Origin of the sequence: Metabacillus hrfriensis (genome assembly GCF_030127205.1) — a bacterium.
GTDB lineage: Bacteria > Bacillota > Bacilli > Bacillales > Bacillaceae > Bacillus_P > Bacillus_P dongyingensis.
On the sequence record NZ_CP126116.1, the window covers coordinates 946,435 to 971,419 of the forward strand.

At 42.3% G+C, this 24,985-nt stretch carries 23 protein-coding genes and 2 pseudogenes; 15 read left to right on the top strand and 10 right to left on the bottom strand.

Features of this window, described 5'->3' with window-relative positions; translation table 11 throughout:
• Positions 1 to 3: 3 nt before the first annotated feature.
• From QLQ22_RS04815 to QLQ22_RS04840, 6 genes are read right to left on the bottom strand one after another with little or no spacing between them, the layout of a single operon-like run.
• Positions 4 to 894, bottom strand: a complete 891-nt coding sequence (locus QLQ22_RS04815; RefSeq protein ID WP_284016111.1) for a PucR family transcriptional regulator — start codon at positions 892 to 894, stop codon at positions 4 to 6.
• 59 nt (positions 895 to 953) lie between these two features.
• Entirely contained in the window at positions 954 to 1,145 is a 192-nt protein-coding gene (locus tag QLQ22_RS04820; protein WP_223440113.1) for a hypothetical protein, read from the bottom strand.
• Positions 1,146 to 1,197: 52 nt separating this feature from the next.
• Entirely contained in the window at positions 1,198 to 1,410 is a 213-nt protein-coding gene (locus tag QLQ22_RS04825; protein ID WP_223440114.1) for a YheE family protein, read from the bottom strand.
• 23 nt (positions 1,411 to 1,433) lie between these two features.
• A complete protein-coding gene (locus QLQ22_RS04830; protein WP_284016112.1) occupies positions 1,434 to 2,495 on the bottom strand; it encodes a YheC/YheD family protein in 1,062 nt (353 codons plus the stop codon).
• Positions 2,492 to 3,856: a YheC/YheD family endospore coat-associated protein gene (locus QLQ22_RS04835; protein WP_284016113.1), complete on the bottom strand. Its 1,365-nt coding sequence runs from the start codon at positions 3,854 to 3,856 to the stop codon at positions 2,492 to 2,494. The genes QLQ22_RS04830 and QLQ22_RS04835 overlap by 4 nt, the downstream gene beginning before the upstream one ends.
• A 32-nt stretch (positions 3,857 to 3,888) precedes the next feature.
• Positions 3,889 to 5,262 (bottom strand): YheC/YheD family endospore coat-associated protein, encoded by a 1,374-nt coding sequence (locus QLQ22_RS04840; RefSeq protein WP_284016114.1) that lies wholly within the window; start codon positions 5,260 to 5,262, stop codon positions 3,889 to 3,891.
• Positions 5,263 to 5,574: 312 nt separating this feature from the next.
• Between QLQ22_RS04840 and QLQ22_RS04845 the strand changes: the two genes are divergently transcribed.
• The 11 genes from QLQ22_RS04845 (at position 5,575) to QLQ22_RS25095 (ending at position 17,850) form a co-directional block, all read left to right on the top strand.
• Positions 5,575 to 5,928, top strand: coding sequence for a YlbF/YmcA family competence regulator (locus tag QLQ22_RS04845; protein ID WP_223440119.1), 354 nt, complete (start codon positions 5,575 to 5,577; stop codon positions 5,926 to 5,928).
• 675 nt (positions 5,929 to 6,603) lie between these two features.
• Positions 6,604 to 7,470, top strand: coding sequence for a Cof-type HAD-IIB family hydrolase (locus QLQ22_RS04850; protein ID WP_284016115.1), 867 nt, complete (start codon positions 6,604 to 6,606; stop codon positions 7,468 to 7,470).
• 149 nt (positions 7,471 to 7,619) lie between these two features.
• On the top strand, positions 7,620 to 8,564 hold the full coding sequence (locus tag QLQ22_RS04855; RefSeq protein ID WP_284016116.1) for an FkbM family methyltransferase: 945 nt from the start codon (positions 7,620 to 7,622) through the stop codon (positions 8,562 to 8,564).
• A gap of 346 nt (positions 8,565 to 8,910) precedes the next feature.
• Positions 8,911 to 9,390, top strand: a complete 480-nt coding sequence (locus QLQ22_RS04860) for a hypothetical protein (protein WP_223440122.1) — start codon at positions 8,911 to 8,913, stop codon at positions 9,388 to 9,390.
• Positions 9,391 to 9,507: 117 nt separating this feature from the next.
• Positions 9,508 to 10,236, top strand: a complete 729-nt coding sequence (locus QLQ22_RS04865) for a Cof-type HAD-IIB family hydrolase (protein WP_223440123.1) — start codon at positions 9,508 to 9,510, stop codon at positions 10,234 to 10,236.
• A 376-nt stretch (positions 10,237 to 10,612) separates the two neighbouring features.
• Positions 10,613 to 12,106 (top strand): coproporphyrinogen III oxidase, encoded by a 1,494-nt coding sequence (locus tag QLQ22_RS04870; RefSeq protein WP_223440125.1) that lies wholly within the window; start codon positions 10,613 to 10,615, stop codon positions 12,104 to 12,106.
• Between the two features lie 515 nt (positions 12,107 to 12,621).
• Positions 12,622 to 14,019, top strand: a complete 1,398-nt coding sequence (locus tag QLQ22_RS04875; protein WP_223440126.1) for a NucA/NucB deoxyribonuclease domain-containing protein — start codon at positions 12,622 to 12,624, stop codon at positions 14,017 to 14,019.
• Positions 14,020 to 14,513: 494 nt separating this feature from the next.
• The gene (gene aroC, locus QLQ22_RS04880) at positions 14,514 to 15,569 is read left to right on the top strand and encodes a chorismate synthase (protein ID WP_223440127.1); all 1,056 of its coding nucleotides are present in this window, start codon (positions 14,514 to 14,516) and stop codon (positions 15,567 to 15,569) included.
• A gap of 26 nt (positions 15,570 to 15,595) precedes the next feature.
• Positions 15,596 to 17,359 carry a tetratricopeptide repeat protein gene (locus QLQ22_RS04885; protein ID WP_223440128.1) on the top strand — a complete coding sequence of 588 codons (1,764 nt, stop codon included), beginning with the start codon at positions 15,596 to 15,598 and terminating at the stop codon, positions 17,357 to 17,359.
• A 148-nt stretch (positions 17,360 to 17,507) separates the two neighbouring features.
• Positions 17,508 to 17,693, top strand: coding sequence for a transposase (locus QLQ22_RS04890; protein ID WP_284016117.1), 186 nt, complete (start codon positions 17,508 to 17,510; stop codon positions 17,691 to 17,693).
• A complete protein-coding gene (locus QLQ22_RS25095; RefSeq protein WP_423246252.1) occupies positions 17,641 to 17,850 on the top strand; it encodes a transposase in 210 nt (69 codons plus the stop codon). Before QLQ22_RS04890 ends, QLQ22_RS25095 begins: the two co-directional genes overlap by 53 nt.
• Positions 17,851 to 18,198: 348 nt before the next feature.
• On the opposite strand, the gene QLQ22_RS04895 is transcribed toward QLQ22_RS25095, so the two are convergent.
• Genes QLQ22_RS04895 through QLQ22_RS04910 form a run of 4 tightly spaced genes read right to left on the bottom strand, consistent with a single transcriptional unit; the run spans position 18,199 to position 20,592 of the window.
• Entirely contained in the window at positions 18,199 to 18,438 is a 240-nt protein-coding gene (locus QLQ22_RS04895; RefSeq protein ID WP_223440129.1) for a hypothetical protein, read from the bottom strand.
• A 57-nt stretch (positions 18,439 to 18,495) separates the two neighbouring features.
• Positions 18,496 to 19,215, bottom strand: a complete 720-nt coding sequence (locus tag QLQ22_RS04900; RefSeq protein WP_223443171.1) for a hypothetical protein — start codon at positions 19,213 to 19,215, stop codon at positions 18,496 to 18,498.
• A gap of 35 nt (positions 19,216 to 19,250) precedes the next feature.
• Entirely contained in the window at positions 19,251 to 19,775 is a 525-nt protein-coding gene (locus QLQ22_RS04905) for a tetratricopeptide repeat protein (protein WP_223440130.1), read from the bottom strand.
• A 1-nt stretch (position 19,776) separates the two neighbouring features.
• Positions 19,777 to 20,592 (bottom strand): DUF4915 domain-containing protein, encoded by an 816-nt coding sequence (locus QLQ22_RS04910; RefSeq protein WP_284016118.1) that lies wholly within the window; start codon positions 20,590 to 20,592, stop codon positions 19,777 to 19,779.
• 469 nt (positions 20,593 to 21,061) lie between these two features.
• Here QLQ22_RS04910 and QLQ22_RS04915 point away from each other — a divergent pair.
• The 4 genes and pseudogenes from QLQ22_RS04915 to QLQ22_RS04930 form a co-directional block, all read left to right on the top strand.
• Positions 21,062 to 21,208: pseudogene (locus QLQ22_RS04915) on the top strand (adenylyl-sulfate kinase); the annotation flags it as partial.
• A gap of 247 nt (positions 21,209 to 21,455) precedes the next feature.
• A complete protein-coding gene (locus QLQ22_RS04920; RefSeq protein WP_223440133.1) occupies positions 21,456 to 22,799 on the top strand; it encodes a phenylacetate--CoA ligase family protein in 1,344 nt (447 codons plus the stop codon).
• Between the two features lie 33 nt (positions 22,800 to 22,832).
• Positions 22,833 to 24,068 carry a phenylacetate--CoA ligase family protein gene (locus QLQ22_RS04925; RefSeq protein ID WP_223440135.1) on the top strand — a complete coding sequence of 412 codons (1,236 nt, stop codon included), beginning with the start codon at positions 22,833 to 22,835 and terminating at the stop codon, positions 24,066 to 24,068.
• Between the two features lie 71 nt (positions 24,069 to 24,139).
• A pseudogene (locus QLQ22_RS04930) lies at positions 24,140 to 24,982 on the top strand (bifunctional 3-deoxy-7-phosphoheptulonate synthase/chorismate mutase); the annotation flags it as partial.
• Positions 24,983 to 24,985 lie beyond the last annotated feature (3 nt).

The window sequence follows — 24,985 nt, forward strand, 5'->3', positions numbered from 1 at the left end:
GAGTTATTCAGTAAAGTGTTCTAGAAACTGCATAACTAAAAATGCAGCGGCAGCTTCATGGAAGTGCTTAATATCTATTCCGGTTTTTTCTATGAATTTCTCGATTCGGTATTGGACGCTGTTCCTGTGCATATATAACTTTTTAGCGGTAAGAGAGACGTTAAGATTGCATTCAAAGTAAACTTGGAGTGTTTGAATAAGTTCCCTATCCTTAAATGATTCGGTTAAAAATTCGGAGAATACTTGCTCGCTGATCAGGCTGCTCCCATCAAAAATAAGGATGGGCAGAGCTTCATGGAAGGTTATGCATTTCTTCCGTCTAAAGGACTTATAAATCGTCTCAAAGCAGCTTTGTTCTGCAAGTATTTTCGTCTTTAATGAGCCGGTCATTCTGTGAAGCTGTCCAATATAAACATACAGCTCAATGAAAAAATCACTTGTAAATGTATCAATCCACTGATCGAAGCTTTCTTTATCAACAACGGGATCAGAGTTTTCTTCAAAAATAATCCCTTTATGACGGCTGATCCATAATATCGTCGAAGATGGAATCGATCCCTGCATCGCTTCTTCAAAGTTTTGTTTATCTGCGACCTGGTGCTTGCTGTAGAAATAATAGCACCTGATGCTGTTTGAAGAAGGTAGAAATGGAGGACTGTTTTCACCGTACAAATAATGCAGCCATTTTTCAGAACGATTGCTGTGTTCCCCGAATCCATGGTCATATGGTGTATATAATGTGGACAGCAAGTTTTCCTCCTGCTCTGTCACAGCACTTTTCAAAATGCCAAACAGCTGCCCCTCATCTGATTTAAACCACAAATATTCGGCCTTATCATGAGAATAGGCAAGAGAGAAGGCTTCTTTGTAATGGGATGCTAATTTCTCAATCATAATGATATCTCCTTTCCCTGCCTTTCTATTATATAAAAAGAAGAGAGCCTGGCGATAGCCTAGCTCTCAATTTGAGCGGGAGGTTCTTCTTGTTCGAGGTCACGTGCTTCTTCAATATTCGTGTACTTATCCCGCATATGCACAGAACCGCCTGATAATCCTTCATTGATCATTCGGTCTATATCCAGATATGCTTGATCTCTGCCCTCATACTCCGTATCTTTTTGTTCATTTGTTTCCTTGTTTTTCATGATGATCCCTCCTTCGGTGTACTGTTTTTATTTTGCGAAGGAAGAGTGGAAATTAACCATCATAAACATGAAACAGCATTAACTCGTGAATATGAGAACGAATCTGTTCTTCATCATCTAATGGAGGAGTGGAAGTTCCCCATTCGATTTCGCCATTTTTATGGTAAACCGCATCGTAGTGAATTCCTTTAAAGTAAAAAGAGACCCGCCAGCCAGGCAAATTTGTTTGTTTGAATAAAGGCTTCCATTGAAAATGTGTAATCATCTCATACATCGCTCCTTATCATTTCATCTTAAAGGAAGTTGAGAGCGAAGTGAAGATGTTCCTGCAGACAGCTGCAGAAATAAATCTGAAAGCTTGTCGATGCGGTGTGTTTGAATATGGGACTCATCAAAGCTCATAGGCTTGCTGTTTACTTCGTAAATGACCGGGCCTTTTTCTGTTACTCCAATATCCATTGAAAATTCTCCGATCTGCCCAAAATGGGTGACTAACTCCCTGCCGGCAGTTTTTACAATCAGCTGAAGCTCCTCCATGCTGACTCTGTCTGCAACTGATTCAAATGATAAAATTGACCCGCCATTTCGAACATGTGTGGTAAGTGTCTGATTATTGGCAGCTAAACGTACGCCAATTCCGCAGATGAGAAAATCATTTCCTGATAGAAGAGCAAGTAACCGAAGGTCATATTTTTTGTGATTAAACGTATTGGCGGCCATTTCTTCTTGCATGAGATAGCCATCATAAAAAGGGAATTTTTTTGCTGCAAAAACCTGTTTATCGAAGAATTCACATGTGCCGTCAACCGATGTTACCTCATAATGATGGACTGAAGAGCGTATCCGGTAGATACCCTTGCCCTGACTGCTCCTTAATGGCTTCAAATACGCACATGAACGGGAAGAGAGAAAAGATTTGATATCCAGTGCAGAATGAACTTTTTCTGTATAGGGAAGATAGGAATGCAAAGATTTGGACAGGACTTGGTGCACCTTCCACTTATCAAAAAAGAAAGGATTAAAAAATGGGATTTGTGCTGAAATCATTTGTTCTTTGAATAACTGAAAGTGCTCTCTGCTTTCTTCATCCCGGGAAGCGATCCGGTTGTAGATGACATCCGGATACGGACATGAAACTTTTGCCCATTGCTGTTTTTTCATACTGAAGGCAAATCCTTCAACATGGCGATCTTTCACGCCGCTCAAAGTAAACACATAGCAAAATCCGCCAATTGCTTTCATTTTGCGCTGAAGGCTTTTAAAGTACGTTCCATCTCCATGAAATATTTTCCCCTGTCCTCCTTCACCCGTAAGGATGCCGACGATTGGTCTGCAGAGAAGCAGGCTCATTCGTAAAGGGCCTCCGGTTCTTCAATCGCTATTTTTGTCAAATACAAAGCGTACTGCAGAGACAGCTTTCTCGAATGCAAATCTTCTTCTTTTAATGCAGGATGAGAAAAGATGGATCTTCCCGGTTTTGAATTTGCCTCAAACAGCCACACATTTTTGCAGGCGTCAATGCCCAAATCAAAACCAATCTCACCAATAAAACCCTCAATGCTTTGGTCAATCTTCTCACTTAGGACGAGAGCTGCAAGAGTGAGTGAATGAAAAGCCTGATTACGTTCATCTTCCTGTTCAAAAAGCTCTTCAAGGGTCTTGATCATCCCGCCATTATCAACATGAGTAGTAACACAGCCTTTACCTGCCATTTTGGCGGCAATGGCTGTAACATGAAAGCGGCCTTGTGAATCCTTATTTGTATGAACACGAAAGTCGATCTGCTGCTGATCAATCCGGATTAGTTTTATCCGCTCTTGCAGGAGATAATCATCCATCTTCCTGCTTCCAAATGAATACATGAAAAATTGATCCAGCGATCTGTATTTGCGCAGAATGTTATCTTCCTGATCTGAACGGTATCTGCAGTAGTAAGTCTGCTCATCTGGAGAATAGATTAACTGAAATACACCTAGTCCAAGACTGCCGTTGCGCGGCTTTAGATACACGCTATTATGCCGATGGAGCATTACTTCTATCTCCTCTTTAGAGGGAGCAAGCTTTGTTTCCGGCAAATACAAGGCTGTCTCAGCGTGGGGAAGGAGGAGCTGGTGAATGGTCCATTTATCAAAAAAACCAGGATTAAACCATGGAATTCCATACTCCGTTCTAAGACGCCTTTTGACCATTTTCAAGGCATGATGTTCTTCAATCTCCCGGTTCGGCAAACGGTCATATACAACGTTCGGAAGCGGAATCTTAAATTGTCTCCAGCCATCATCATCAAATGTAAAACCATTTACGATGCCAGTTTCCCAATCAATGTGGTGTGCCCCAAATACATAAGCAAACAATCCTGCTGATTTTTGAGCTGTTAAGTACTTCGCAAAAAATAACGAGCGATTTCCTATTGGCCGCAGAATCGAGCCGGTGAATCCGGCAGTGAATATGCCTATCAGCGGTCCAAGGTAGACAGTGTTCTGGTGAAGAATCAATTGCGTTTTTCCAAGAGGAAGGAGGAGATCATCCATTAAGTCCTTTGAAATTTTAATGGCTCCATTCAGCTCCTGAAATTCGACAAAACAACTGGAAGCTGCGGTTCCAAAGATAACCTCCGTAATATCATGATTTGTTTCATGCCTTGCGGAAGCCGGCAGAATCAATGTTTTTGAGGCCGTGAAAGTGACGGTTATGTTGTAAGAAGGATTCATAGAACACCTCCTGCATATTTTTTTATGTCAGCTTAATGGCTTTCATCCTTATAAGATTCGCTTAGAAATAGACAGTAATCAATAATTGAGCGCGCTGATGGACGTGCTCCCAAGGATTTGCGCTCTTCTGCATTTTTGGAAGGCTTTGTGTTGACTTCAATAATCCATGGATGACCTCCTGAATCAATGGCAAGATCAATTCCGAATTCGCCGAAAAGCCCGCCTGAAAACATACCAAGCGCCTCCCCAATCTCAAGTGAGAGTTCATTTAAAAGCTTTCTAATATGAGCAGCTTCTGACAATTCAAAAGAAGAAGATAATGCATCTTTAATCGTATACAGCGAGCCGCCGCGGGCTAAATTAGCTACAAATTGATTTTCTGCTGAAACCCGGGCTACGGCAGAAGAAATTTTCCACTGCGAGAAATTTCTTTTATGGCACAAAATCCGAAAATCCATTGGCCTGTTCTCGTAATTCAGCAGGTCGATTCCTTCCTGCACGATAAAAGCCTCCTTCTTTATTCTTGGAAGCAGACTTTGAAAAAGCTCGTCGAAAGAAAGGTAATCCCTCAGCAAATGTCCTGAAAATGTAGAATAATCAAGTTCAAATCCTTCATCTGAATGAGAGATTCTGTAAATCCTTTTTCCCTGGCTGCCGTTAATAGGTTTGAGGAAAACAGCAGGGTACAGTTGAACCATAGAGTTAAGAACCGTTTTTGACGTGATCAATTCTGTTTTCGGCAGGAAGGGAGTCAGGTGGGAATTTGAACTTAAAATCTGATGAACTTCCCATTTATTTAAAAATCGGTCATTAAAATAGGGAACTTTATGGTGTATGAAATCTGCTGTCATGTTAAAAAAGTCCTGTGACTTTTCCAGGGTGCGGGAATGAATGCGATTATGAACAGCACTTGGATGCGGTACGGAACATTCCTGCCATTCATTCTGTCTGAGGATGTAGCCTTTCATCTTTTCTTTATGAAAATCAGACAGGCAGAAAACATAAAAGAAGATTCCCTTATCAAAGCTGCAAGAAGCGAGTTCTCTGCAAAACAAATCAATACTTCCAAAGGATATAGGATTCTCACAAGCATTCATTTCAGTTAAAACCGCAAAAACAGGCCCAAGCTGAAGCAAGTTTCTCTCTGAATCGTATCTTATGCTTATCGTAAATGAATGAACAGGAAGCGAAAGCTCTTTAAGCAGTTCTTCATGAACAGAAACATGTGAATGTTCTTCATTCATACATACGATTTTTGCAAAAATACTATTCCTTCCGCACACTACTTTTGAGGAGCCTGATGCAAATGGCAATCTTAGTTTTTCTCTCAAAGAATGACTGATTCGAATGCTTTTTCTTCCATAAATTGTAAGGTGGGGTGATACATCTATTTTTTCTATATTCATAGGAAACCCTCATTTGCTCACTGTTCTAACAAGCACTATAATAAGTTTATAGGCAGACGCTGATATGAGCATAGTATGATAAATCAGGGAATCGGTGTGATTTGGAAGGCAGATGGATATAATTGAATTGATATTCATTTTGTTTATGGCTGCTATTGGAGAAATGCCAAACCACCTTGCTATGAAGATGTTCTTCAAGCCGTTATGCTTTTAGGATAGAGAAATGGGCACGAAATGAAATTTGTTGAATAGTTTGTTATAGTTGTAGGGTGCTTTAAGGCACTGCGTGAAAAGATGTTAGGAGGAATACTTATGGCAGCGAATGTTTATGACTTAGGATATGATCTTGAGAAAGCACTTAGAGAAAGCGATGATTTCAAAACACTAAAGAGACTTTATGATGAAGTGAACGCAGATGATTCAGCACGCACTTTGTTTGAAAGCTTCAGAGATATTCAATTAAATCTTCAGCAAAAGCAAATGTCAGGCCAGGAAATTTCTCCTGAAGAAATTGAACAGGCACAAAAATCGGTTGCCCTAGTTCAGCAGCACGATAAAATTTCTAAGCTGATGGAAGCTGAACAGCGTATGAGCATGACAATAGCAGAATTGAATAAAATCATCATGAAGCCGCTTGAAGAGCTTTACGGCAGTCTTCAGCAATAATAAGGATGAACGGAGCGAAATAGATGCTCCGTTTTTTTTATGGGTGGACATTTGCAGCTAGTAAATTGTGATTTTGGCTAATTTAAGGCACTTTCAGCTTATTGGTATGAATAATGGCTTAAACATCAATCAAAAGGATAAATCAAAATTCGGTTCAAAATGAAAAAACAGCTAATCAAAATATAACTTTCGCAAATAAATTGGGAATTGCGCTAAAAAACATGGTCCCTCCGGCATATAAGGTGATGGATTCGTTTTTTCTTAACTGCCGATCAGCAATACTTGATTATTTTTCAGAATAAAACAAATAATAAAACGCTTTCATTTTTTTATTAAAACCTCTTGTCAAAATAGGCTTAACTTGCAATAATAAATGTAAGCGTTTTTATTGCACTTATTTAATGGTTGCGATTATGGGGATAATCGCTTGAACCGTTCTGTCTTCGGAGTTTGCGGGTAACAGATTCCGGCACGTTCTAATGGGAGAAAGTTAAATATAGGGGTTTTTCACTTATATAAACAGCTCTGTGACTTGATTCACAGAGCTGTTTTCGTTTTTTAGAGGATTGATTTTTAAATCACTTAACAGAGGGTGCAGGGCATTTCGTTCTAATTTAGGATGAAAGGACATATCCTCATATTAGAAATCAGACATCAGCTGAAGGGGGATTCACAGTGATCTACCGACTACTAGCGTTAAATATTGATGGAACATTGCTTCGTTCCAACGGTCGACTTCAACCTTCTACAAGGGAAGCGGTCCATTATGTTCAAAAAAAGGGAGTTTACGTCACTCTCGTTACAAGCCGCCATTTTCAGATGGCCAAAAAACTTGCAAAAGCGCTTAAGATAAACAATATTTTGATTACGCACAGCGGTGCGTTCATTTCCGATAAAGTTGACAGATCTTTATATGAAAACAGAATATCCGAAGAAAAGACATTTAACCTTGTTCAAGTGCTTGAAACATTTGATTGCAATGTCCGGATCGTGCATGAGCGTTTTTCTCTCGGAAACCGGAAAAAAGTATCATCAAATATCGTTGGAAAAACATTATTAAGCCCAACGGATCCTTTGTTTTATCCAGTCCAGTTTGTTGATTCACTTGGAGAAAACTTAAGAGATGAACCGCTCTCGGCTCCAAAGATTGAAGCGTACTTTTCAGAAGAACATGATTGCAGAGAGGTTGAAATGATCCTTTCTGATGCGTTCGAAGGCATTACAATAAGGGTCAAAAACCAAACAGTGCTTGAAATTACAGCGAAAGGCGTTTCAAAGGAGAACGGCTTAAGGCTGCTCGGTCAGCATTTAAACATTCTGCCAGAAGAAATGGTCGCAATTGGAGACGCGGATGATGATAAAGAAATGATTGAGATGGCCGGTCTTGGAGTAGCGATGGGGAACGCGCCAAATCATGTAAAAAAAGCTGCTGACTGGATTACCAGAAATAACGATGATCAGGGTGTTTCATACATGGTAAAAGAACATTTCAGAAAGCAGCACCGGATCGAGTTTTTAGATAAATTGAAGGTTGACCGATAAAAGGAGACCACAGCTTAATAGGCTGTGGTTTTTTTAGTTCACCCTTCCTTTAAAGCTAATTGTAAATTCTATGTTAATCTGTATCCTTTTAAAAAGGATTTTTATAGATTAATAAGAAGATATAAGGATGCTGAATAAGGAGGCCCATCATGATAAACAAAGCAGCTGTACGAAAGCCGTTTCAGTTTCTTATGAAAATGTGGGAACATTACCCGAAGCTTTGGAAAGGATTAATTGATTTTGGAATACTGATGAAATACAGGACACTAGATATCAGCAAACTTCCAGACAAGATTGTGCTGCCGTCCTCAACCGTTCTTTTTGTCGATGCAAAGGAGAATCGGGGCAGAGCCCTGCTGATCAGAGGGGGAGTAACACAAAAGAGGCTTCTTTCTTTTTGGCAGCATGCTGTTGAAACGGTGAAGCCGGACTATATCATTGATATTGGCGTAAACTACGGCGAATGTATTTTCTCAGTGATTTATCCGAAACATACAAAGATATATGGGATTGAAGCAAACAGAAACCTGCTTACATATATCAGCCAATCTCGGGATGCTCATCCGAATCATTCACAAATCAGGATAGTTCATGCTTTTGCTTCTGATTCAGACGGAGAAGATAAACTCTTTTTTATAGATAATCATTGGTCAGGCACATCTTCAGCCTCCTATATGCCTGCGCATCAAATGGTAGACGAGGTCTCAATCAAGACAATAACAGTTGATTCATTATTTAAAAATGGCATGGAAAATGGAACGGTTCTTTTTAAAGTTGATGTGGAAGGATATGAGGCTTTCGTTTTAAAGGGAATGAAGCAAATATTTGAAAACAGCCGTTCAGTTCTTGGTTTTATTGAATTCAACAGTGAGTATTTTGAAAAGTCAGGAGTAGATCCGAATCACTTTTTCGAGTATCTGAATCAGTATTTTACCATTTATATTTATAAAGAGAATGACGATATTGTAAAAGTAAAATCACTCAAAATAGAAAAACTCCATGAAATGTTCGGATCTCATTATGTTCATACAGATCTTATCTTAGCGACAGATGAAGAAATGGCAGATTCATTAACAGGGATTGAAAAGAGCTGATGCATACAGCTTTTTTTTTTGAGATTTTTGTATTCTTATTAAAAACAATCTATGCAAAAACAGTCATTGTTCAAAAGAACGAGAAGGTATTTACGTTTTTATTTAGAAATAATAAGATATATATTTTTTTCGAGTGATAAGAGAGTATAAAATTTTGCGCATTGATGTCTGCCTCAACGCACAACTTTTCGGACAGAACTAATGCGTCAAAAAAGTCTAATCCGGACTTTTCTGCCAGATTCTTATCTGCCATGCCTTTAGCTGTACAGGCGCTTGCGCATTTCTTATCATGTACGGGGCAATCACACTATTCTTGGGTCACTAACTAAAGAAAGAAGGTAAAGAGATGAAAGGGGACTTCTTTTCAAATTACGAAAAGTATATTATTTTGCCGCTCGAAGTACAAAATGCTAATAAGGAATTTAATCCAGGCGAGTATCAATCGCATTTTATTCTTACACTGTCCCTTTATGATTCGCTCATCTCAAATTGGAGTGAAGCATGCAAATTTGAGATTGAAATAGGAATGGGCCTTGAAAAGGTTCTTGAAGATTTTAACCGTAAACATGGGGATAGTTATCATCTGCAAGTTCTCGAACTGGATCATGAAAAGCCATATTTTGTTTTGGCTTTCTCAAGTAAAGCCAAAATTGCGAGTGAAGAAGCCGAAGACCGGATTTCCTATGTGTTAGAGATCCTGCTTTCAAATCACTTTTATGTCGGTCAAAGCTGGTACAGGCTGATTGGTGATAAAGGGAGAATTAAACGCCAGCTTTTCAGCTACTCTATTAAAGAGTACATTGCAATGGAATCCGCTAATGTTTAATGAATAATAAATCTGTTTTAACAAGTAATATGAGACAGCTGCAGGCATTCATTGGTTTATCAGCCGGGAAAATGATATTCTATGTAAAGAGCTGACAAGGTATAGGAGGATTTTTACATGAATATTAAACTTATTGCACTTGATATGGATGGCACACTTCTAAATGAAAAAAAAGAAATTTCAGAAGCAAATCGAAAAGCGATCAGAGACGCTGAAGCTCGGGGCATACATGTCGTGATAAGCACCGGCAGAAGCATGGCGACACTGAGGGATCTTGCTAAGTCACTCAGCTTATCTTCTTATTTGGTAACTGTAAATGGAAGCGAGATCTGGGATGAGCATGGGGAACTTGTAGAGAGGAGTATTGTCCATAATGATTTGATGACATGGATGTTCGACCTTTCTAAAACACATAAAACGGGCTATTGGGCAACGAGCACAGAAAGAGTCTTCTTCAATGAAATGCCGGAGGACTTGAGCACTTATCAGTGGCTGAAGTTTGGATACGAAATTGAAGATGATAAAGCCCGCGAGACCATTTTAAAAGAACTCCGCAGCAGAGGGGAATTTGAAATCACCAATTCAAGTCCTACAAACCTTGAGGTGAATGCAATTGGAATCAATAAAGCCAAAGGCATTGAGAAGGTATGCGCACTGCTCGGCATTACAATGGAAAACGTGATGGCCTGCGGCGACAGTATGAATGACCTGGCGATGATTAAAGAAGCCGGTCTGGGTGTTGCCATGGGAAATGCACAGGAGATCGTCAAAGAAGCAGCAGACTGGGTCACTTTGTCAAATGATGAAGACGGAGTTGCAGAAGCAATTAAAAAATACGTGCTTTAAATTGGGAACAGATGGCGTTTTAGCCATCTGTTTTTTAACTTTTCCGGCTAAAAAGATGATTTCAGCTAAATCAAATATGCAGATTAATGCAGGAATGATTGGCTAGAACGAATAAGCCGTTAGCTAATTAAAATGTTTGAAATGGCTTGAATGAATCAGAAAAACCGCTATAAAACTTAAGTTTTCGCTGCTGAAAATACCATTTTCACAAAATGGCCAGCTGCATTTGGTTCAGGCTCACTGCTTCTGGCAGATTCCAGATAACAAATCCATCTCTGGTGCTTGCGAGCGCCTCTGCTTTTCTAAATTGACCATAAGCTCCAGGTTTTGTACACTTAAGGAAGTTTTGAATCTAAAAGAAGATAAGGTGAGAGTCTTGCGTTTTAATATAAATGGCATAAGCGATGAACGATTTCATCGTCCGCTGCAGTTAATTTCAAATTTGTTTTATGAAGAAACAGAGCTGAAGTTTGAAGAATCAGAAGCGGACATCAGCATTGTTTTTCAAATAGAAGAAAAGAATGGCAGCATCAGCGTCCGCGGAACATTGTCGGATGCGAAAGGATATGAACAAGCCGCAGGGCACGAAAAAGTCATTTCAGATGATCTGAGTGAAAAAGAAGTATTCAAAGCGGTCAAACATACACTCGTTTACGTGCATCTGAACCTGCTTCAGGATTACACGGGCATTATTCAGCAGTGGGGTATTTTAACGGGCATCCGACCGACAAAGCTTCTTCATAAAAAATTGCGTGAAGGCATGTCAAAAGAAAAGGCTCATCAAATGCTGAAGGAAGAATATTTAATTTCAGACGAAAAAATTCAGCTGATGCAGCGGATCGTAGACAGGCAGCTGAGCGTTGTGCCTGATTTATATGACCTTTCAAAAGAAGTGAGCATATATATTGGAATCCCGTTCTGTCCTACTAAATGTGCTTATTGCACCTTCCCGGCATATGCAATCGGCGGAAGACAGGGATCAGTCGATTCATTTCTCGGCGGACTGCACTATGAAATCCGCGAGATGGGAAAATGGCTGAAAGAGAAAAACATAAAAATCACGACAGTATATTATGGCGGAGGAACTCCAACCAGCATTACGGCAGAAGAAATGGATATGCTGTATGAGGAAATGAACGCAGCTTTTCCCGGTGTGGATCAAATTCGTGAGCTGACAGTAGAAGCGGGCCGTCCAGATACAATTACTGAGGACAAACTGAATGTGTTAAAGAAATGGAATATCGACCGAATCAGCATCAATCCTCAATCATATATTGATGAAACATTAAAAGCCATCGGCCGGCATCATTCTGTTCAGGAGACCATTGATAAATTCCATTTAGCACGCCAAATGGGCATGAACAATATTAATATGGACTTGATTATAGGACTGCCAGGTGAAGGAATTAAAGAATTTGATTATACTCTATCCGAAACAGAAAAATTGATGCCTGAATCCTTAACGGTTCATACCCTGTCCTTTAAACGCGCATCAGAAATGACAAGAAATAAACAAAAGTACAAAGTAGCAGGCCGTAAAGAAATCGAAGAAATGATGGAACATGCTGTCAAATGGACAGATGAGCACGGCTATACACCATACTACTTGTACCGTCAAAAAAATATCCTTGGAAATCTTGAAAATGTCGGCTATGCTCTTGAAGGCCAGGACAGCATTTATAACATCATGATCATGGAGGAGCAGCAATCCATCATTGGAATCGGATGCGGCGCTGCAAGCAAATTCATTCACCCTGAAACAGGTAAAATTACGCAATTTGCAAACCCGAAGGACCCAAAATCCTATAACGACAGCTTTGAGCATTATACAGAAGCGAAAATTAAGATTCTGGAAGAAATGTTTGGGTGATCAGAATATAATAGGCTTTCCCGTGGGGGAGCTTCTTTTTTATGGATTTTTAATGAAGCTGAAAAATCAGATGCAATTTAGAGCCTTTATTTCACTTATGAAAGGGATTGGGGCAATTTAGTATTTATTACTTAACATGATAGAAAGTATAGTATATTAGTTCACTTTCAAAATGAATAGAATGATCCATCGTTTTAATGAAAGATTTAGTATATGGTAGAAATAGGCAGGGACAGAAAAAATCGGAAGAATATTTCTTTAGGAAAGGAAAAAGCGGCGGCCTTCAATATAGTGACTATCATAATAAGAGCTTTTTTTCTTTCGAACTTGAGCATTTTTGGAATGCATTCTTTTGATTATGGCGGATTTCTCCCTTATAAGAATTTGAACATTTTTCATCATATGTACGGCACCCTAGTATTTACCGCCTGTAAGACAAGACGCCGTGCAGAAAGCTATCATTTGTCGTTCCTATATCGTATAGTGCCCAAAACATTAGATATGGAGGTAGGAAAATGAAGAAAAGATCGTATTGGCTATCCGTGGCCCTGATTCTGACGGTAGTGTTTAGTTTTTTAGTTCCTCCGGAGTCGATTGAGGCCAGACAGAATCAAGTGTCAGACGTTGAAGGTGCGAGTAAAAAAGTATCCTCGGAAAGTAAACCGCAGATGTATATTATCCCGACTAGTGACCCGAAAAAAGCTGATGAAGTAATGAAACAGCTTGAGCGGGGTAAATCTCCAAAAGAACTGGGTCTGATTTCTGATCAACAGCATGCCCCAAGAAAACAAACCTTGCAGCAGATGGCATCTGAAGCTGCAAAAAGTAAAAAATTCTATCCGGTTAGTGTGGACAATTTTAGAACGGCTGCTGAAGGGGACGATTGGACTCCGCCTGTTTTTGAGTATGATGATATACAATTTGATGCATGTGTTGAGAACGATCAATCCTCTGAAGGCTGGATCAAAAACCACTATTCATATTGCTGGTCTAATTATATCGTGTATTCCGATCCAGCTGGATGCGGTCCAAGCCCATTCCCGTTCTTTTGCGATTGGGTATCATTTAGATTGACCGTTATTGGCAATAGTATGAATGGGGCGCGAACCGTCTTCTACAATTATACAGTAGACGACATTGATATGGACTTTGACAGTAAAGGCTGGATCGGTTCTAAAGTATCAGTCAGTATTCAGTGTGACGGCATCTCTGAGAACCGTGATTGTTTAGGGGATGATTCACCAACCACTCGCACATTGGCTCAATGGAAATCAAATGATGATGGATCAACCTTATTTGATTCAGATCCGCCGCCAATTACTGCAGGGAATAAGGATCAAATAAGTTATATGGACCTGTGGCCGAGAGTGACAGTCGACCCGCCTGGTAATAAATACCCGCCGATTACCAATGATGGACCTAAAGAGAAGATTCGTATGGACTCAGCTGATTATCTGTTTGTGTTCAATCCTAATTTCTATCCAAAAGAAGGGGCGGTTTTTGCTAACGTCCAACCGGTTTTCTTTTATGATATGGATAAACCCTACTTTAGTGTTATGAAGGAGGCTTTTCAACATCATAAGGACGCACTTACATCCCCAGGAAGCTTAATCCCGGGGGTAGAAGGAAGGCCGCCTCTCACTCGATTGTATTCCAAATATGATCCTGCGCAATATGCAGCTAATAGAAAAGCCAAAGATGCAGCCTGTTCCAAACTAAGTAAGCCTGAAGGGTATGAATGTGACGAATTTCCGTTTGCCAGCACTTATGAAGGGGCTGGGGCAGGAGATGGAAGATTTTCGGTGCGATATATTCCAAGAGCAGCTAACAATACTCATGGACGCTGGCTTGGCGCATGGTACGCTTATGATCGAATTTTACACAAAGATCCGTTCTATATCGGATTTAAATAGTATAATTGAAACGGTTTACGCTGGGAGAGACATGATAGAAAAAGTGAGCAAAGTGTAGCCAGTTCCTTCAGATGTGTAAAACAGTAAATCGCATAGAATGTAACACACCATTTAACATAAAATGGTGTGTTTTTTTAGTTCAATTATAATGCAAGGCTTAATATAGATGACTTTGATTCATATGCCTGATCGATTCTTGCATATCAAGCATCATTAGCCTGGGGAAAATGTTTCACAATGATTGAGGACAAAACCTGCTTATCCAATTATTTTGGCATCCGGGTACGATTAACATTGGCATTAGCCGAGAACATATCATAAGAAAGGGCATATAAATATTATGTAATTCTTTATTTATGCATAGTAGATAGGAAAACCGTGATTGGCACATAGGTACCCATGTGAAAGTATAGCCGCTATTTCTTCTAATTTCTTCCAGCATACTATCTGGCATGGCGATACAAATGAGGCGAATCAAAGGAGGACTTTACAGTATGGCTGGAAATACGTTCGGCGAGGTATTCAAAATCACGACCTTCGGAGAATCGCATGGAGCGGCGGTCGGTGTCATCGTGGACGGTGTGACGCCTGAGGTCGATCTGAGCGAAGAATATATTCAGATTCAGATGAATCGCAGAAAGCCAGGCCAATCCGCCGTGACTTCACCGCGCAAAGAATACGATATCGTCCATATTTTATCAGGTGTATTTGAGGGAAAAACGACCGGTACGCCGCTTTTTGTGATCCTGCACAATCATGACATGGACCCGGCAGCTTACAGCAGTATTCAACATGCTTTCCGCCCGGGCCATGCGGACTTTACGTATCTCAAGAAGTATGGAATTCGTGATCACCGAGGAAGTGGGAGGGCATCCGGAAGGGAAACAGCAGGCCGAGTAGTAGGAGGGGCAGTTGCTCGTAAACTACTGGAACGAAGGGGTGTGCAGGTGCTCGCTTATACGAAAGAAATCGGGGGAATTGCATGCCGGTTGTTCGAAGAGCAAGCCATCGAGAAAAATGCCGTCCGTGCCTGCGACCCGACAGCAGCAGCTGAAATGACGAAGAAGGTCGAGCAGCTGGCGGCGGTTGGCGACAGCTGCGGAGGCATCGTAGAATGCCGGATCCGCGGTGTCATCCCCGGCCTTGGTGAACCGGTATTCGATAAGCTGGATGCAGAGTTAGCCAAGGCAATGTTATCTATCGGTGCAGTGAAAGGCATAGAATTTGGTTCTGGCTTCTCAGCAGCTTCGATGCTTGGAAGTGAGCATAACGACGAGATGAGCTCCGCTGGTTTTTTGTCTAATCATTCGGGCGGGATTATCGGCGGAATAAGTACAGGACAAGAAATCATTTTCCGAGTTGTCGTAAAGCCGACGTCATCGATTTCTGTTCCGCAGAAAACGATCAACATTAGAGGGGAAGAACAGGTGATTCGGACAGAAGGCAGGCATGATCCATGTATTTGTCCGAGAATCGTGCCGGTCATCGAGGCGATGGCATGCCTGGTATTGGAAGATCATTATAAACGACAAACCGCTATGCTGGGCTGAAGATTATTTGGAAGGGGGAGTTATGCATGTCTGACGACAAGCTGGAGAGAGAGAAGAAATTAATGGATTTACTGGTACGTTTAACGGATTCGCCATTTTACAGACGAAAATTAGCGGATTATAATCTGATGAACATAGGACTAAAGCAAATCTCTACATTGCCGATTACAGTAAAAGGCGAACTTCGAAAGGCAGGAGCATTTGACAATCTTGCTGTTGACCGTAAAGAAGCGGTGCATTATTGCGAATCGTTCGGCACTGCTGGAGAACCGACATCTGCTTGGTTTACGAAGGAGGATTTGGAAACCGGCATAAGACAAATAAAAGGGTGCGGGGTACGGTTTGCCAAAGAAGACATTGTACTGCTTCGATTTCCACATGGATTGACGGCTGCAGCATTGCTAATGCAGCAAACCTGTCTTAAAGTGGGGGCGACCATCATCCCCGGGCACAGTTCGGCTACACCTTATCCTAAGGTGCTTGATCTCATGAATCGATTAAACGTCACGATCATTGCCGGATCTCCTCGAGAGATAGAATTATTGGCCGAGACGACGCGCTTGCTTGGATTAAACAGCAGCGAGCATTTCCCCTCTCTTCGGGCGATCATTGTTACCGGAGAGGTAGTGGGTGAACGTCGGAAGGAGCATTTAAAACAGAGGTGGGGTGTTCCAATAATTGATATATATGGTACTGCCGAGACTGCTAATATTGCAGCTATGTGCGTGCATGGCTCGATGCATGTCTTAGAGCAGGACGTTGTGGTTGAAGCGCTGAAGGAAGATGGTTCCGGGCTTGCCAAATCGGGGGAGAGGGGGCTCGCTGCGATAACGACATTGTCCCATCAAGCTTCACCGCTGCTGCGGTATCTCAACGAAGATGTGATCTCCGTCGAGCATGGTTTATGTGCATGCGGCCAAACCGAAAGCAAGCTCGTCCATTATGGTCGACTGAAGGATAGAACTAGATTTGGGGAGATTGTGCTGGATGACAAGGATATTCAGGACGCCATATACTCGTTGACTCCCGTACCAGATGCTTGGAAAGCTATACAGCAAGAGAACGGATTTCATATGATTCTCGATTCGGAGCGATATGCCGATTGGTCGTTGGAGGGAATTCAGGTTCAATTATCCGAAATGCTGAAGGTGACGGTAACCGCGGAGATCGGCTTCGGTATGCTGCTTAACCGGGATGAGCTCGTACGAAATGTTGCTTCAAAGAGACAGGTCTATATATGTAAGCGGGACAACGAAGATCCCGACACAAGCAGCTCCATTCTACTGCGAGACTTGCTTCGTCGCGGTTACAGCGAGTTTATGAGCAGCAAGTACGAGAAAGCACAGCAATTGTTCGAAGAGGCGGTAGCACTGATTCCCGGCAGTGCAGAAGCACATGCATGGCTGGCTGCGGTTTACGGTCGGCAGATCGATGCCGCTTGGAGTTTGACGGAGAAAATTAAACTTTTTCCGAAGCTGGAAAACGAGATCACAACCGCTCTTGAAATCGACCCTGCATTGCCGCTCGCCAGGAGAATGAACGGATCCAAATTGTTGAATACGCCGGATATGCTGGGGGGAGATCCCGCCGCCGCCGCCAATGAATTCCGTTATTGTATCGACCAGGGGATGAATGACGTTGAAATATGGGTATCCCTGGCTGAATGCTATATGAAAACGGATGATCCTGTTAAAGCGAAAGAAGCACTAAAAGCAGCATTGGCTATAGAGCCAATGAATGAAAAGGCGGCACAATTATTGGAGCAAGCAAAAAAACGCAAGAATTTATGAAAAATAACGAGAGTAAAAGGTAAGAAAGTATAAAGTTCCTGAGAATATCACAGCCATAGTAACTGTGATATTTTTTGATATAATAATATCAGAATTTATAAATGGGTTCCTCATATAAGCCTGCTCGAAGAAGGGGGAAGGCTTCTATGTGCATGCACCGAAACAGAAAAAGATTGTCAAAGAGCTGTTGCAATATATTGCAGGTTATATTCGCCGATCTGTGATAGCGTTAGGACGGATCGAGGAATATGGCGGGGAGTATGTAACTTTTAAGTACGTCGATAAAAACAAATGGGAAAGAGAAGCGAGAAACACTCTCCGCAGAAGCATTTAACGGACGATTAGTGCCTCATATACCGAATGAACATTTTAAAACATTTCGTTATATGGGGTATATTCACGTCACCTTAAACGTCAAAGCAAAAAAAAATCAGCTTGTTTCAACAAACCAGCCGTCGTCAAATCGTGAAAGTGAAACGGATAGGGAGTAAAAGAAATTTGAGAGAGCGGATACAATACCAGACAGGGGAAGATCCGATGATTTGTCCTAGTGTTCGTGTTATGATGAATACAAAGGAGAAGTCTTTCCTTTTGATGGCGAGTTAGTGAAAAAGGCAGTATGTGAAACTATCATTGCTTGGATTGTTAAGAGGAAGGGGAAATTCCTTATGATGTCGTACTAGATTTTGACATCATAGATGAAGGAAATCCGACCATCCCATCACAATTCAGCTGTGAAAAATGCAGAACAGAAATGTATCCAGAATACTGCAAAGGCATTCATGGCCAGGAATACAAACTATCGGATGTCCTCTCATCATGACAAAGGACCGGGCTGGTTATGCCCGGTTTTTCTTCATACTCTTTAACCCATTCGTCATCATCTCTTGTCCAGCTGCTTTGGCACCATTCCTCAAGGTAGTAAGGATTGGGGGAGACTGATTTAAACCACTGCCGCTCGCCGCATCATCCATTTCATTGATGACTCGGGTAGCACCGGCGATCAAAGCAGTTGCAATGATAGGCTTGGATTGTTCGCCTATTTTCTTAACGATCTTCATTACAGCATCTTTTGACATGCGTGTCACCTCCTTTCAAAACAAACTTTCCCTCCCTATGGCCTGTTGCAGCATGGACTAGCGCCGTCCTTTCTTTTTGAGCTGATTGTGAGGGGTTTCTTCTTTCTTTAGCTGCTCCGCCCAGCTTATGAGCTCGCTCCCGGCGGCACGAACGGCCTTTCTTATCAAAATTGATTTGATGCTCTCGGCGTTCGGAATTTGCTCAACAGCTGGTTTCCCTTCCAAAGGCTTAAGCTTTAGGTTGAGGAGATGCAGAAAATCAGGATCCTGCGTTTCGTTCTTTAGCCTGTTCCAGCACATAGCCGCAGCCTGATTTTGACCGATCCGGCAGTATACCTCGCCAAGTTCGTAGATAAGCTGCAAGTATTTTTCGGTCTCAAGGAAGCTTTCTTTACCCTGATCGATGAGAAAGGTATAATCTTCAATCGCAGTTTGGGCCCGGTGGAAATGCTTTTCAGGCAACATATACGCGGCCTTGCCTCGCAGCAGTCGGATCATGATATCATGAGGGGCAGCACTTACCGCTCCATCAAGAAGCTTCAGTCCTGCTTTCGACCACCTCAATTTTTCCAGCGGTTTTGTCTTATCCCGAGCGATTAGAATCATGGTGCTGCCATGATATGCATCCGCAAGCGGGTGGCCCGGATAGTCGGATCGCACCCGTTCCAACAACTGATGCATATCTTGAACGGCCTTTTCATTGCCTTCCACGGCTTCCTTGTGTAGCGGAATAACCTGCTCAAGTAAATTCCCGATATCCTTCTCGCTTACATTCACCAATGTCTATTCCTCCCCTAGTATTTTTTTTTCTGTTACTTTTTCTTTGATTTCAACTTGGTTAATCGTTGCGATACTTCATTCGCCTCGCCAAATTTCCCTATATTTTGGTAAGCAGTACTTAGATCCTCCATAATTCCCCTCACTTGCTTATTAGTAAGGTAACTGGAATCTTCTTTATAACGATCAAGCAGGAAGTTGAAGTCCTCGATCGCCGTCTGTGAGCAATGGAAGAAGGACTCTGGCAGCCGCAGACATACATTCGCACGCAACAACCGAATTTCTTTCTGGTTCGGGTCCATGGAGATTGCTTGATTCAATGAATCTAGCCCTTCTTGAGCTTTATCCGCTTTTTCCAGAGGCTGAACAGCATCTCGTCCTAATAGCGCAAGAGTGCTGCCGTAATAGGCTTCAATAAGAGCATTGTCGGGCTCGGAATTGCGAAGCTTTAAGAAAATCTCATAGGCGATTTTCACAGCCTTTTTATCTCCGTCTACGCCTTTAAGAAGAATCTTTTTTCCTTCCTCGAATTCCTTCATATTGGTGTCGTTTTTTTTCATTTCAATTTTCCCCTCCCAACGAAAAATCTGGATCAAGAACAAGAATCTGATACACCTGCTGCGCTGGCAATGATACAAATCGAGAGATTCTAAATTCGGGATTGTAGACATAGATTCCGCCATCCAAGCAGCAATTCGAGAACTCGTGAGGGATTCGTAAAACATGCCTCATCCTGCTCTGTCCGATAAAGATCGTATCGTCCGTTATTGCAAGTCCTCGTGTAAAACCTGGCAGTTGAATCGGCGCCTCGTTCCCGACTATGACACTGAACGACATAGAGTCACAATATGATAGTTTGTTTTGATGCACCATTATCGAATGAGGCATATACAAACTCTTTACGACGACATGATTCGCCGGGTCTATGTCGAGGTTTTGTCCGGGATGAAAATCGGTCAAATCAATCGCGACAATCGCACCGTTTTTATGAATCGGGTCCAGATACCATTTTCCATATGGAGAAAACATAGAAACATATAAAGTACGACCATCTAACCAAATGTCATTAATATGATGAACGTCTTTATCCTCAGAATTGAATCGAATCTCCCCTATTCGGGTGAACGTATCGGTCTCATAGCATCCGATCGCATTAATCGCCGTTTCCACAACCAAAACAACATTATCATTAAACTTAACGATGTCGTGAAAATCGAGTTTCAAGTGTTTCGTTTTCTGGATGACTTGGAACCTCTGGTCCATAGTAATGATCTGATTATCGTCGGACGCTATGAATAATCGATCCTTAACCAATGTCATTCCCGAGCAACTGCCGGTATAAAGCTTCTCCAAAGCGTTATTTTTAAAGTCCAGCAAAAATAGTCCACCCTGATCTGAACCACTGGCTGGACAGCTTACCAGAAGACGTGTATTGAGATATTCAAAATCTTGATCATTCTCCAGTCCGAATAACAACACGGATCAATCCCCTCCTTAAAATAAACGATTTGTGCTAGTTACGATATGTATGGTTTATATGAAGGGTTTGGACAGAATACTCATTTTTATAAAATGTGTATTTGTCCGAATCAAGTCTGACTTTCCGTGCATTTCATAAAGAGTAAAGGAAGGAGTGAAGAACATGAGTGATGGAAAGAAAAATAAAGAAGAGAAAAAAGCCAAAAAAAATAAAGAGAAGCTGGCAAAAAAGCAGGGTAAAAATAAATCGAATTGCCAAAAAGGTTGAAGCAAGAAATTAATATAGATGGATCAAAACTGTCCAAGGAAACAAATCGCAGTATATCTAGGTTGTAAAGCTGTTTATAGATGAGGGTATGGCACGGACCGTGCCCTCACTCGTTTTTTACTTCTTAAAGGTGATTTTATCAAAATTTATGTAACGCGTTCGCTCGGCGAATGCGAAGGACGCGAACCTAAAGGTCTATATAAAAAGGTCAATGAAGGTGAAATATCCTATCCTTATGAATTCTAGTCCACAAGAGACCGTTATAGAAACCGACAATCAAACGGTAAAGATATCGTGCGCAGATCCTGTATTGCTTTACATTTCTATAATTATATTTTCTAAGAGACGCAATGATAGTTTCCGTTGGGACCGCCAAATCGATTCTATGCTTCAGGTGGCTGTAGGATGTTGTCTGCCTTAGGGCCATTGGTACATGCAGTTTAGGCAGCGCAGATTCTAAGAGTATAAAGAATACATGGAATGGAGGACTTAGATGAAGTTTCAAACTCATAAGATGACAGTTTCCGTTGACGAACATTCATCCCATCTAGAACAATTCAAGGAATTTTATAAGCAATTGGATGATGAAGGAAAAACCATTGAAATAATTTCTCATCAAAAAATAGAAGATTATCAGTTAAGAGCTGTTAACGCCACACTTGCTCATGTGTGGAACCGAAATGAATACTACCGTTCGACGTTGGAAGAGGCAGGCTTCACAGAGCCTAAAATCGATAGTCTCGATCAATTAGCTTCCGTACCGATGCTGATGAAAGATGTCATTAGAGGCGATAAACAAAAGATATTATGCGTCGATCCGAAAGAAATAGGCCAAGTTCACCTAACCAGCGGCACATCGGGTAAGCCCATATATACCTCTTACACATTAGCTGATCAATATGTATACGATCTGCTGCCGAAGTATTTGGAGCTGTTTAAGGAGTCGGACGATGATGTCGCGGCAGTAGCGCTGCCTTATGAATTTGCGCTGCCCGGCCTTGGATTTCAGCGATTATTTCAATTTGCGTTTGGTACGGCGGTTCTATCGCTTGGCAAAGGCGGTTACATGGCTCCTATTGATAAGTCGCTGGAATTAATGAAGGAATTTCAAGCCACGGTCCTTACTACAACCCCTTCTTACGCAGCACTCCTAGCAGAAGAAAGCGAGAAGTTCGGTATAAAAATTGGTGAAGATATTCGCCTGAAGAAAATTTGGCTTACCGGAGAAGGATGCTCCTCCACCTTCCGCGAACGGCTGGAAAAGTGGTGGGGATGCGAAGTCTCGTTCTTCTACGGCTCAACCGAGTGCGGAGTTATCGGTGTAGAATGCAGTAAGCATAAAGGGTATCACGTCATGGAAGGGCATGTGAAAGTCGAAATCGTTGATCCTGTTTCTGCGGAAGTGCTCCCGTACGGTCGAACGGGAGAAATCGTTGTGACAACGCTGCTGCGTGAAGGAATGCCGATGGTACGCTATCGGAGCGGGGATCTTGGCAACTTGCAAAAATCCAAATGCGATTGCGGAATCTCATTGGACGTTATGCAGCTAAGAGGCCGAATGGAGCACATGCTGCGCGTGGGTACTGAAGACTATTCTCCATTCTTGATCGAGCACTTTCTCATGGAAATTCCCGAAGTAGGTTTATGGTATCACCTAAAGCTGGATCAAGGAGTGCTCACAATTGAAGCCGAGAAGTTTCGAACGAAGCTAAGTGACGAGCAATTGGCGGCAAAAATTCAAAAGCATATGGCTGATCGGATTGGGCTGCAATGCGAAGTTGTAATCAGACACGATATCCCTCGTACGTTCGGCAAAGCGACCAGAGTATTCAATTAGCTATATACAAAAAAGGAGAGAGGAGGTGTCTTAATGAGCGACATCGATAGAGAGAGGGCGCGAAAGTTTCAGGAGATGTTTGTGCGTATTCTAAAATCCCCTCTGTACAAGAGGAAATTATCGGACTATACATTAAACGGCATTGGATTGAGTCACATCCAGTCACTTCCGTTAACGACAAAGGAAGATCTGCGGAAAGCCGGCATCTTCGGTCACCTCGCCGTCGATATGAAGGAAATCGCTCAATACCACGAATCGACCGGCACGACCGGGGAGCCCTCCGCTGCCTGGTTTACGCAAAAAGATATGATAATTGGCGGAAGACAATTGAAGGAATGCGGTGTGCGTTTGACGTCAGAAGATCTGGTGCTGATCCGCTTTCCTTATGCAATGGCTCTGCCTGCATTCTTAATGCAGCATGCAGCTTGGCAGACAGGAGCTGGGGTCGTTCCTGCAAGCGGACGTACTGTAGTTACCCCTTACCCCAGAGTATTAAGCCTGATGAAACATCTTTCTGTAACTGTGTTGGCGGGGCTCCCGCGTGAGATGGAACTGCTGGCCGAAGCGGCTCGTCTCAGTGGTTCTGAACCGAGCAAGGACTTTCCGGCTCTGCGCGCCATATGCGTCGCCGGTGAATTAATGAGCGACAAGCGCAGGGAGCATATAGAAAAGCTGTGGAGCGTGCCTGTATTTAATATGTACGGTTCGACGGAAACTGCCAATATCGCTACAATGTGCGAGAATGGCACAATGCATATCGTAGAACAAGATTTTTTCGTAGAAGTACTGAATGAGGACGGTTCAAGCCCCGTCGCTTATGGAGAAAGAGGGTTTGCGGCGATTACGACGCTTTCCCATCAGGGTTCTCCTCTGCTGCGATATTTTAATGAAGACATTATCTCTGTAGAGCCCTGTTTATGCAATTGCGGCCGAGATGGAACCAAGCTGGTTCATTACGGCAGAAGCAAGGATCGAATCCGTTTCGGAAACATCGTCCTAGATGCAATGGATATTCAGGAAGCCGTATATTCGTTGTCTCCTGCTCCGGATGCTTGGAAGGTGCTAGAGCAGGAAAAGGGGTTGCACTTTTTACTGGATTCGCATGATTCCGGGAAGTGGTCGGAGGAAAATGTTTGTTCTCGATTATTTTCTCGACTTCAAGTGCCGGTCACCATTGAAATCACTACGTTGCTCGATCGTGTCGATCTCATGAGTAACGTTCCATCGATAAAGCCTGTATATATCAAAAAGCGAAGTAATGGCGCATAGTAATAGATCCATTGAATTCGGATAGCAAAACGATAATTGGTTAGGAAGATTCCTATTAATTAGGCTGAAAGAAAGGATTGTTCATCATGAGCGACAAATTGCAACAAGAGAAATCACCGCTTCTCGTAAGCCGCCGCCATAAAAGCGAGGATACGATTATTAATATTAAGCAAGCGGTGATCGGTGGTTCTTCGCATACGCTGATCTCAGGCCCCTGCTCGGTCGAATCGAGAGATCAGCTCGTAACGGTTGCTTCCGCTTTAAAGAAAGCTGGCTTAACGGTCTTACGCGGCGGGGCATTCAAGCCGAGAACTTCTCCTTACGATTTTCAAGGGCTCGGTGAAGAAGGATTAAAAATTATGAAGGATGTGGCGGATGAAACCGGAATGGTGACAATCAGCGAAATTATGAGTCCCGCTCAAATCGATACAGCCGCCCGTTATATCGATATCTTTCAAATAGGCGCGCGCAACATGCAGAACTTCGACCTGCTGAAAGCCGTCGGCCAAACAAAGAAGCCCATCCTGCTGAAACGCGGCCTTTCCGCTACTTTGGAGGAGTTTATGCTCGCAGCAGAATATATTCTGCACCAAGGGAATGACCAGGTCATGTTAATGGAACGCGGTATACGCACTTTTGAGAAAGCGACTCGCAATACGCTTGATATTTCCGCTGTTCCAATCTTAAAGCAGGAGACCCATCTTCCAGTGCTGGTGGATGTCACTCATTCTACCGGGCGGAAAGATATTCTGCTTCCTTGTGCTAAGGCAGCGCTTGCCGCTGGCGCCGACGGGATTATGGTTGAGGTGCACCCGAATCCCCCAGCCGCTCTCTCCGACGCGAAGCAGCAAATCAACATTGAGGAGTTTCAAGCATTCTGGAAGGCGCTCTGCGATTCCGGTTTGTACCATTAACAA